We start from the raw sequence: 10,262 nt of genomic DNA, 5'->3' as shown, positions 1-10,262 counted from the left end.
GACCAGGACAATGCGAAGAAGCTGGCTAACGGTCAGATCGATCTGTGGGCTACGGGTGATCCGGCGGGACGTTACCTGGCGCGGCTGGACGGGGTAACCGGGCTCAAGACCGTACTGCGCTTCAACAGCGCCGAGCTGTACCTGGCGCTGAACAAGGACGTGCCGGATGAGACTGTCGCCAAGCTGCAAGCCGCGCTGGATCAGTTGCGCAAGGAAGGTGTGGTGGACGACATCATGGCGCGGTATCTCTAAATCCCAACACCGAACCTCGTAGCTTACGCAAAACACTGTGGGAGGTGCGGCAAGTCAGCGGTAGACGCCATCCTTGCCATGAGCAGCCGTCGCACGATTGCCGCGCACGCTGATCATCGATTTGATGTCGATCCAGTCAATTCCCTGTGCCTTGAGCTTGGGCAACTCACGCTCCAGCACCGCCAGAGTCTGCGGATACGGATGCCCGATCATCACCGCCGAACCCTGCTTGCGCGCCAGGCTGATCGCCGTCTGTAGCTGCGTGAAGATCGCCGTTTCGGTGGGCTCGTCATCCAGAAACACGTCCCGCGAAACACTTGCCAAGCCAATCTTCTGCGCCTCGGCGGCGGCCACGGTTTGCGCACTGGTGCGGCTGTCGACGAAGAATTTGTGCCGACGCTGCAAGTCCGCCATCAGCCAGGCCATGGCCGGTTGCTGAGCGGTCATGCGGCTACCCATGTGGTTATTGATGCCGGCGGTATAGGGCACCATGTTGAACGCGGCGTTCAGGCGCTTTTCAAGTTCTTCGATGGGCAACTCGGGATGCCAGGCGAATGGTCCGGTGGCCGGGTCCATGGGCATATGCAGAATGACAGTCTTGCCGGCGCGATGGGCTTCGCGGGCGAATTCGGTGGCGTGGGGTGTATCGGGCATGATTGCCGTGGTGACCGGGCCTGGCAGGGCCAGCACGCGGCGATCCCGGGGCAGGTTCTGCCCCAGGTCATCGATGATCAGGCTCAGATAAGCCTTGTGAGGTGTGGTCGCTGTCGTGGCAGGTGCTGCGTGAGCAACTCCCGCCAGACTGCACAGCAGACCGAGTAGTAACCGCAGGCGCATCTCAGTGGCCGCGGGTGATGCTCAGCCCTTTGAGCAGGCTCAGGGCCTGGGCCAACTGGTAATCGTCATCCTGCGGCATGGCCTTGGCTTTGCCGCCCGAACCGCTCGGTTTGTCGGCGCCGCCGTTGCCATTGCCCAAGTGACCTTGCAGATCGGCTTCCTTGAAGTAATCGCCGTCCTGCTCGTTGGTGATCTTGGCCTTGCGCACTTCGATGTCCGGGACGATGCCCTGAGCCTGAATCGAGCGGCCGTTCGGCGTGTAATACAGCGCCGTGGTGATTTTCAGTGCGCGATCGTTGTTCAGCGGCAACACGGTCTGGACCGAGCCTTTGCCGAAACTGGTGGTACCCATGACCACCGCACGTTTCTGATCCTGCAGGGCGCCGGCGACAATTTCCGAGGCCGAGGCGCTGCCGCCGTTGATCAGCACGACCATTGGCACGGCTTCGCTTTCGTCCTTGCCGGTGGCGGAGAAGCGCAGTTCAGAGTTGGCGATGCGGCCCTTGGTGTAGACGATCAGGCCCTTGGTGATGAAGTGGTCGACCACTTCCACCGCCGATTGCAGCACGCCGCCCGGGTTGTTACGCAGGTCGAGGACGATGCCGCTGAGCTTCTTGCCGTTGTCCTTGCGCAGCTTGGCCAAGGCCTTGGAGACCTCTTCGCCGGTCTTGACCTGGAACTGGGTGATGCGGATGTAGCCGTAGCCGGATTCCAGCAGCTGGCTCTTGACGCTTTTCACCTGGATGGTGGCGCGGACGAGGGTCACGTCGAACGGAGTGCCGCCGTCGCGGACCAGGGTCAGGGTGATCTTCTGGCCGATCTTGCCGCGCATCTTGTCCACGGCTTCGGTCATGCTTTGGCCGCGAGTCGGCTGGCCGTTGATCTTGACGATGAAGTCGCCGGCCTGGATGCCAGCCTTGGAGGCCGGGGTGTCATCGATAGGCGAAACCACTTTGATGAAACCGTCTTCCGCGCCGACTTCGATGCCCAGGCCGCCGAATTCGCCGCTGGTGCTTTCCTGCAATTCAGCGAAGTCTTCCGGGCCCAGGTAGGCGGAGTGCGGGTCGAGGTTGCTGAGCATGCCTTTGATGGCGTTTTCCAGCAGGGTCTTGTCGTCTACCGGTTCTACATAGGCTGCCTTGATCCGGTCCATGACTTCGGCAAAGGTGCGCAACTCGTCCAGCGGCAATGGCGCCTTGGTGGTCGCAGCAGTGCCGGCAGGCGCGACCGCCGGGGCCGGTTGAGCGGCAAACGCCAGAGGCGCGCCGATCACCAGGGCGATCGTCAGGGCCAGCGAGGTAAGGCGGGACAAATGCAGCATGTCGAACGAACTCCTAATGTAGGTGACTCAACGCCTATCCTTGCGCGCGGCACCATTGCGCCGGGTCACTCGGGTGACCCTGCTGACGAATAGCGAAATACAGTGCTGGTGTGTCCTGCCCGCCACTGTTACCGACAGTGGAGATGGATTCACCGGCTTTTACCACGTCACCCGCAGACTTGAGCAGCGTCTGGTTGTGACCGTAAAGACTCAAAAAACCATTGCCGTGGTCGAGAATCACCAGCAGCCCGGCCCCACGCAGCCAGTCGGCAAACACCACGCGACCGCCGTGCACGGCATGCACCTGGCTGCCGGCGGAGGCGCTGATCATCACGCCGTCCCATTTGGTTCGGGCATCGTCGCCACGGGTTTCACCGAAGCGCGCCAGCAGTCGACCATCAACCGGCCATGGAAGTTTGCCGCGGGTGGAAGCAAAGGGGCCGCCAAAGGTCTCGCCTGAACTTGAAACCAGGGCGCCGGGCGTCGATTTGACGGGTTTGCGTGGGGCATCGGTGGCGTCTGCTGCTGCCTGAGCCTCACGTAACCGCTTTTTTTCGGCTTCCTGCTGGGCGATCAGCGCTTTTTGCCGCGCTTCTTCTGCCTCACGGGCCTGGCGGGCCAGGGTTTCTTCAATGGTTTTAAGGACTTTAGACAGGTCTGCCTGATCCTGCTCGCGGGCGGCCAGTTTCTGGTCTCGAGCTTTCACGTCGTCGTTGAGCTTGGCCAGGACTTGCTGGCGCTCCTTGCGGACCTTGTCGAGTTCGTCGCGCTGGCTGTCGAGGCTGCTTTTCTGCACCAGCAATTGCGCTTGCTGCATCGAGATGTCTTTTTCGACATTGGCCAGTTGGCGCAGGGTTTCGTTGAAATTCTTCAGCTGCTCCAGGCGGGCCTGGCTCAGGTAGTCGTAATAGGTGAGGGTGCGGGCGAATTTTTCCGGGTTCTGCTGGTTGAGCAGCAGTTTCAGGTACTCCTGGCGGCCATTCTGATAGGCCGCGCGGGCCTGGATGGCGATCAGTCGTTGCTGGTCAATGCGCGCGCTCTGGAGTTTTTTTTTCTCGGCATCGAGTCGCTGGAGCTCGGATTCGCTTTTCTTCAGCTCTTTTTGCAGCGCATCGACCTGCTTCTCGAGCTTGCCCATCTCGGTTTCGGTGCCTTTGAGGTCTTTCTGCACCCCGGATTTTTCTTCCTGCAGCTTGCCCAGCAGCTTTTTCAGTTCGGCAATGTCCTGACGCGTGGCGTCCAACTGTTGTTGGGTTTGCGTGCGCTCGTCGGCAAAGGCCGGTTGGAGCAGGCATGTCAGAGCGAGGGCTATCAGGACGCGAAGCATAGAGGCGGGCGACACCAGGGAAAGGGACGGCCTAGTATGCCCGCCCCACGCTGCAAAAAAAACGCCCAATTGGGACTGTGTGATAACTGGAGTGAAAAACACTGAAAACCAATGTGGGAGCGGGCTTGCCCGCGATGACGTCCTGACATTCAACATAGCGGTTGGCTGTCAGATCGCTATCGCGGGCAAGCCCGCTCCCACAGGGTTTGGCGGTGTTTTTGAAGAAGCGGATTACACCAGAATCGAAGTCCCGGTCATTTCCACAGGCTTCTCAAGCCCCAGCAACTTCAGCATGGTCGGCGCCACGTCGGCCAGCACGCCGCCTTCGCGAACCTTCAAGTCACGCTTGCCGACATAGATGAACGGCACCGGCTCGGTGGTGTGGGCGGTGTGGGCCTGGCCGGTGGAGGCGTCGGACATTTGCTCGACATTGCCATGGTCGGCGGTAATCAGGGCTTCGCCGCCGACTTTTTCCAGTGCCGTGACGATACGGCCGACGCAGGTGTCCAGGCATTCCACAGCTTTCACCGCCGCCTCGAATACACCGCTGTGGCCGACCATGTCGCCGTTGGCGTAGTTGACCACGATCACGTCGTAACGCTGGTTTTCAATGGCATCGACGATGCGGTCGGTGACTTCCGGGGCACTCATCTCGGGCTGCAAGTCATAGGTGGCGACTTTCGGCGACGGGATCAGGATGCGTTCTTCGCCCGGGAACGGTTCTTCGCGGCCGCCGGAGAAGAAGAAGGTCACGTGGGCATACTTCTCGGTTTCGGCGATGCGCAGCTGTGTCTTGCCGTTTTTCGCCAGGTAATCGCCCAGTACGTTTTCCAGGCTACCCGCAGCKAAAGCCGACGGCGCGGGGATGCTGGCGGCGTATTGGGTCAGCATGACGAAACCGGCCAGTTTTGGCTGGCGAGCACGTTCGAATTCCTTGAAATCGTCTTCGACGAACACGCGGGTCAGTTCGCGGGCACGGTCGGCGCGGAAGTTCATGAAGACCACGGCGTCGCCATCTTCGACCTTCACCGGCTCACCGATGCTGGTGGCTTTGACGAATTCGTCGCTCTCGCCACGTTCGTACGCGGCTTGCAGGCCTTCCTGGGCGGTGGCGGCATTGAATTCGCTGGCGCCATCGACGATCAGGTTGTAGGCCTGGGACACGCGATCCCAACGGTTGTCACGGTCCATGGCGTAATAACGGCCAATGATGCTGGCGATCCGGCCTTTGCCGAGGGCTTCGAAGGTTGCATCCAGCAATTCGATCGACGACTGGGCGCTTTTCGGCGGCGTGTCGCGGCCGTCGAGGAAGGCGTGCAGGTAGATTTTTTCGGCGCCGCGCTTGAAGGCCAGCTCAGCCATGGCGATCAGGTGGTCCTGGTGGCTGTGAACGCCGCCATCGGACAGCAGACCCATGAAGTGCACGGCTTTTCCGGCAGCGACGGCTTTATCCACCGCGGCGCAGATGGTCGGGTTCTCGAAGAACTCGCCGTCGCGGATCGCTTTGGTCACGCGAGTGAAGTCCTGATACACCACCCGGCCGGCGCCGAGGTTCATGTGGCCGACTTCGGAGTTGCCCATCTGGCCGTCCGGCAAGCCGACGTCCATGCCGCTGCCCGAGATCAGGCCGTTCGGCACGGTGGCCCACAGACGGTCCAGTACGGGTTTCTTCGCCGCATAGATGGCGTTGGATTCAGGGCTCTCACTGTGACCGAAGCCGTCGAGAATAATCAGGACCAAAGGTTTAGGCGTGGTAGTCATGGATTCCACTCGTGGCTGAATTAAAAGAGGGCGATGGAAAAGGGAGTGGCAGTTTAAAGCGAAGTTCCGGCCACGTCACCGCCGGACGGGGTTTGGCCCACCATAGTGGCTGTGTATACTGGCCGACATTTTAACGCCCTGGAACCTCCTTCGATGGTTGATCACCTGATTCAATTCGCCACCAACCACTACATTCTCGTGGGTATCTTCGTTGTACTGGCGGCCCTGCTATTGGCCTATCAGATGCAAGGCGGTGGCCGCAGCCTGAGCACCGGTGAACTGACCGGGCTGGTCAACAAGGACGCAGGCGTGGTGGTCGACATTCGTCCGACCAAGGATTTCGCCGCCGGTCACATCGTTGGCGCGTTGAATATTCCTCAGGACAAACTGGCCACTCGCGTCGGCGAACTGGAAAAGCACAAGGCCAAGACCATTATCCTGGTCGACGCCATGGGCCAGACCGCCGGTACTCATGCCCGTGAACTGGTGAAAGCCGGTTTCACCGCTGCCAAGCTGTCTGGCGGTATTTCCAGCTGGAAAGCCGATAATCTGCCGCTGGTGAAGTGATATGAACAACGTCGTCGTCTATTCCAGCGATTACTGCCCTTATTGCTCGCGAGCCAAGTACCTGCTCGAGAACAAAGGCGTGGCCTTCGAAGAGATCAAGGTCGATGGCAAGCCGCAGGTGCGTGCCGCGATGGCTCAGAAGGCCGGGCGAACGTCCGTGCCGCAGATCTGGATCGGCAACACCCACGTTGGCGGCTGTGATGATTTGTTTGCCCTGGAGCGCGCCGGCAAGCTCGACGCCATGCTCAAGGCCTGACTGCGTTACTTAGAAATAGCTAACCCTATAAGACCCGAGATCAGAAAGGATCTGAGATGACTGACCAACAGAACACTGCAGCTAGCGAAGAAGAAAACGCACCGCAATTCTCCTTGCAGCGCATCTACGTACGTGACTTGTCCTTCGAAGCCCCGAAAAGCCCGGCAATCTTCCGCCAGCAGTGGGAGCCGAGCGTCGGTCTGGATCTGAACACCCGTCAGAAGGCGCTGGAAGGCGACTTCCACGAAGTCGTGCTGACCCTGTCGGTCACCGTGAAAAACGGTGAAGAAGTGGCGTTCATCGCTGAAGTGCAACAAGCCGGGATCTTCCTGATCAAGAACCTGGACGCGGCTTCGATGAGCCACACCCTGGGCGCGTTCTGCCCGAACATCCTGTTCCCGTACGCTCGCGAAACCCTGGACAGCCTGGTGACCCGCGGTTCGTTCCCGGCCCTGATGCTGGCCCCGGTGAACTTCGACGCGCTGTACGCACAAGAGCTGCAACGCATGCAGGCGGCTGGCGAGACTCCGACCGTCCAGTAAAAAGAAGCTTTGTTTGCTCCATGAAAAAAGCGCCTTCAAAGGCGCTTTTTTCATGGAGCAAACGAAACCCGTAGTCGGATCGTGAGGTTACTTGAACCCGAGCTGACGCCAGGCCTCGTACACTGCGATGGCCACGGTGTTGGACAGGTTCAGGCTGCGGCAGCCTTCGCGCATGGGCAGGCGCAGGCGTTGTTCGCCGGGCAAAGCGTCGAGCACTTCGGCTGGCAAGCCGCGGCTTTCCGGGCCGAACAGGAAGGCATCGCCCTCGGCGAAGCTGGCATCATGGAACGGTCGCGAACCCTTGGTGGTAAAGGCGAACAGCCGAGGGTGGCCGAGGCTTTCCAGACAGCTGGCGAGGTCAGCCGATCCCCGTTCGAAACTATTCCTGCGGGTGATGGGTTCACTGGCGATTGTCGGGGTGATGGTGGGCCTGATGATCGGTCGTCTGACTGCGCCCGACCCCAGCGTTTTGCAGCAGGTCGAGGTGACCAATGATGGACTGGTGGTGTGGTTCAACAACGAGCCCAAAACCCACGGCGAGTTGGTCGACGGCAGTGTCGCGCTGTTGTTCGAGGCTGAAGGCCGTGCACAGAAAGGTCAGCTCAAGCTCAACGGCAAGGACGTGAACTGGCGAACGCGATTGAGTGATGGGGGATTGTTGCTGACGGTGGTGGCGGCCCGGCCCCTGCAGGGCGACTGGGCCGGTAGCAAGGTCGATGACCGCTGGCGGCTGGAGATCCATCTCCGAGAGCAATAAAAGAGGGAATCCCCGGCCTGCCTGTACCAAGGTTCCCGAAACGGGAGGGCTCGCGCATTGCATCGTGAGCCCGGTGTAAAGAGGGAATCCCCGGCCTGCCTGTACCAAGGTTCCCGAAACGGGAGGGCTCGCGCTTTGTATCGTGAGCCCGGTGTAAAGAGGGAATCCCCGGCCTGCCTGTACCAAGGCCCCCAAAACGGGTGGGCTCGTCGCTGTTGCGGTATGAGCCCGGTATAAAGAGGGGAATCCCCGGCCTGCCTGTACCAAGGTCCCCGAAACTGGGTAGTGAATCGAACCACTGATTGGACTATTGCAGGGGGCGTGCCAGTTTTTAATATGCTGGAATGAAAAATCGCTGAGTAGCGCTGAAAGCCCCGTATTCCGGGGCTTTTGTGTTTTTTCGGTATGGTTTTTCCTGCAGATGAGCGCGGGATTTGGGACGGGGTGCTGTGCGCAATTGCGGTTCACGGTGCATCGCCGCGGTGCACGGTGGCCCCAAAAGCATCGCGGGCAATCCCGCTCCCACAAGGTTCAATGGTGTTCACGCGACAGTGAAACCATCGAAATTCCTGTGGGAGCGGGATTGCCCGCGATTGGATCCGGAACTCAGTGAGGAGCTGGCGGCTAGTTAACCCTCATCCCCCTCATCATCATCCCCACCGTCTACCTTCATCCCCAATTCCTTGATCTTGCGCGTCAAGGTATTACGCCCCCAGCCCAGCAGCACGGCGGCGTCGCGGCGGCGGCCGGCGGTGTGTTTGAGGGCGGTTTCGATCATGATCCGCTCGAAGGCCGGTACGGCGCTGTCGAGCAGGCTCGATTGGCCACGTGCCAAAGCCTGGTCGGCCCACTGGCGCAGCGCCTGCTCCCAATTGGTTACCGGTGCTGAATCCTGCGGCAGGCTCAGCAGCTCCGGCGGCAGGTCGCTGATGTGCACTTCTCGACCTGAAGCCATTACGGTGATCCAGCGGCAGGTGTTCTCCAGCTGACGCACGTTGCCTGGCCATGGCAGGTTTTTCAGGTATTCCTCGGTTTCGCTTTTCAGCAGTTTCGGTTCCACCGCCAGTTCTTGCGCGGCGCGGCTGAGGAAGTGCTTGGCCAGGGTCGGGATGTCTTCGCGACGGTCCGACAGCCGTGGAATGTGGATGCGGATCACGTTGAGGCGGTGGAACAAGTCCTCACGGAATTTTCCGGCATGCACCAGGGTTTCCAGATTCTGGTGCGTCGCAGCGATGATGCGTACATCGACCTTCACCGGCACATGACCGCCGACGCGGTAAAACTCGCCGTCCGCCAGTACCCGCAGCAAACGAGTCTGGGTGTCGGCCGGCATGTCGCCGATTTCATCGAGGAACAGCGTGCCGCCGTCGGCCTGTTCGAAGCGCCCGCGACGCAGGTTGGCTGCGCCGGTGAACGCGCCTTTTTCGTGGCCGAACAGTTCGGACTCCATCAGATCCTTGGGGATCGCCGCCATGTTCAGCGCAATGAACGGCGAGGCCGCCCGTGGGCTGTGACGGTGCAGGGCGTGGGCCACCAGCTCTTTACCGGTGCCGGATTCGCCGTTGATCAGCACGGTGATGTTGGAGTGACTCAAGCGCCCGATGGCGCGAAACACTTCCTGCATCGCCGGCGCTTCGCCGATGATTTCCGGGGTGCGGGTCAGCGTCGGGACGACTTCCAGGCCTTGCTGTTCCTGTGCGTGTTGATTGGCGCGCTTGACCAGCGACACGGCTTCGTCGACATCGAACGGCTTGGGCAAATATTCGAACGCGCCGCCCTGATAGGACGCGACAGCGCTGTCCAGGTCGGAGTGGGCAGTCATGATGATGACTGGCAGCCGTGGGTGTTGTTCACGAATCCGCGCCAGAAGGTCCAGGCCGCTGGCACCCGGCATGCGAATGTCGGAGATGATCACGTCCGGCTGCTGGCGCGCCAGGCGGCTCATCACGCCATCGGCGCTGTCGAAGCTTTGGGTGGTCATGCCTTCCTGTTGCAAGGCTTTTTCCAGGACCCAACGGATAGAACGGTCGTCATCGACGATCCACACGGTTTCACTACGGCTCATGTCGATGTGGCTCCTTGTTCCAGTGGCAGAAAGATCGAGAACGTGGTGTGGCCTGGATGGCTGTCACATTCGATCAAGCCCTGGTGCTGGCTGATGATGTTCTGGGTAATGGCCAGGCCCAGCCCGGTACCGTCCGGGCGGCCGCTGACCATGGGGAAGAAGATGGTTTCCTGCAGCTCGGCGGGGATCCCCGGGCCGTTGTCGATGATCTCGATCTTGGTCACCAGGCGATGGCGCACGTGGCCGATGGTGAACTGGCGCATGGCGCGGGTACGCAAGCTGATGCGGCCAWGGCGCAGCTCGTTCTGGCTGCTGATGGCCTGCATCGCGTTGCGCACGATGTTCAGGACTGCCTGAATCATCTGTTCGCGATCAATCAAGACATCTGGAATGCTTGGGTCGTAGTCGCGCACCAAAGTGATGCAGCCCTGACTTTCGGCCTCCACCAACTGACACACACGCTCCAGCACTTCGTGGACGTTGCACATGGCCAGCGACGGTAGCTTGTTGGAGCCGAGCATGCGATCCACCAGATTGCGCAGGCGATCGGCCTCTTCAATGATGACGTTGGTGTAAT

At 60.5% G+C, this 10,262-nt stretch carries 10 protein-coding genes and 2 pseudogenes; 5 read left to right on the top strand and 7 right to left on the bottom strand.

Annotation, left to right across the window (positions count from 1 at the left end; translation table 11 throughout):
• Positions 1-252 (top strand): annotated as a pseudogene (locus AC1DLB_RS15840) (amino acid ABC transporter substrate-binding protein); the annotation flags it as partial.
• Positions 253-306: 54 nt separating this feature from the next.
• On the opposite strand, the gene AC1DLB_RS15835 reads toward AC1DLB_RS15840, so the two are convergent.
• The 4 genes from AC1DLB_RS15835 to gpmI all read right to left on the bottom strand — a co-directional run bounded on the left by AC1DLB_RS15835 (position 307) and on the right by gpmI (position 5,498).
• The gene (locus AC1DLB_RS15835) at positions 307-1,089 is read right to left on the bottom strand and encodes a divergent polysaccharide deacetylase family protein (RefSeq protein ID WP_477744127.1); all 783 of its coding nucleotides are present in this window, start codon (positions 1,087-1,089) and stop codon (positions 307-309) included.
• Position 1,090: 1 nt separating this feature from the next.
• Entirely contained in the window at positions 1,091-2,410 is a 1,320-nt protein-coding gene (locus AC1DLB_RS15830; RefSeq protein ID WP_086944138.1) for a S41 family peptidase, read from the bottom strand.
• A 34-nt stretch (positions 2,411-2,444) separates the two neighbouring features.
• Complete coding sequence (locus AC1DLB_RS15825) at positions 2,445-3,737, bottom strand: murein hydrolase activator EnvC family protein (RefSeq protein WP_018929207.1); 1,293 nt, start codon at positions 3,735-3,737, stop codon at positions 2,445-2,447.
• 231 nt (positions 3,738-3,968) lie between these two features.
• Positions 3,969-5,498, bottom strand: a complete 1,530-nt coding sequence (gene gpmI / locus AC1DLB_RS15820; protein ID WP_477785257.1) for a 2,3-bisphosphoglycerate-independent phosphoglycerate mutase — start codon at positions 5,496-5,498, stop codon at positions 3,969-3,971.
• A gap of 153 nt (positions 5,499-5,651) precedes the next feature.
• On the opposite strand from gpmI, the gene AC1DLB_RS15815 reads away from it, so the two are divergent.
• From AC1DLB_RS15815 to secB, 3 genes are read left to right on the top strand one after another with little or no spacing between them, the layout of a single operon-like run.
• A complete protein-coding gene (locus tag AC1DLB_RS15815; RefSeq protein ID WP_064615884.1) occupies positions 5,652-6,065 on the top strand; it encodes a rhodanese-like domain-containing protein in 414 nt (137 codons plus the stop codon).
• Position 6,066: 1 nt separating this feature from the next.
• Complete coding sequence (gene grxC / locus AC1DLB_RS15810; protein ID WP_018929204.1) at positions 6,067-6,321, top strand: glutaredoxin 3; 255 nt, start codon at positions 6,067-6,069, stop codon at positions 6,319-6,321.
• Between the two features lie 56 nt (positions 6,322-6,377).
• The gene (gene secB, locus AC1DLB_RS15805) at positions 6,378-6,863 is read left to right on the top strand and encodes a protein-export chaperone SecB (protein ID WP_007939439.1); all 486 of its coding nucleotides are present in this window, start codon (positions 6,378-6,380) and stop codon (positions 6,861-6,863) included.
• Positions 6,864-6,950: 87 nt separating this feature from the next.
• Here secB and AC1DLB_RS15800 read toward each other — a convergent pair.
• Positions 6,951-7,220, bottom strand: a pseudogene (locus AC1DLB_RS15800) (tRNA (cytidine(34)-2'-O)-methyltransferase); the annotation flags it as partial.
• Between the two features lie 37 nt (positions 7,221-7,257).
• Between AC1DLB_RS15800 and AC1DLB_RS15795 the strand changes: the two are divergent.
• Positions 7,258-7,620, top strand: coding sequence for a hypothetical protein (locus AC1DLB_RS15795; RefSeq protein WP_477785256.1), 363 nt, complete (start codon positions 7,258-7,260; stop codon positions 7,618-7,620).
• Positions 7,621-8,248: 628 nt separating this feature from the next.
• On the opposite strand, the gene ntrC is transcribed toward AC1DLB_RS15795, so the two are convergent.
• Together ntrC and glnL are read right to left on the bottom strand one after the other, a co-directional pair.
• Positions 8,249-9,685, bottom strand: a complete 1,437-nt coding sequence (ntrC, locus tag AC1DLB_RS15790) for a nitrogen regulation protein NR(I) (RefSeq protein WP_018929202.1) — start codon at positions 9,683-9,685, stop codon at positions 8,249-8,251.
• The coding region (gene glnL / locus AC1DLB_RS15785) for a nitrogen regulation protein NR(II) (protein ID WP_477785255.1) at positions 9,682-10,262 on the bottom strand (581 nt) is incomplete at its 5' end. The genes ntrC and glnL, both read right to left, overlap by 4 nt.

It is taken from the genome of Pseudomonas sp. 05N434, assembly GCF_056396965.1.
This window is presented reverse-complemented; position numbering and strand designations above follow the sequence as displayed.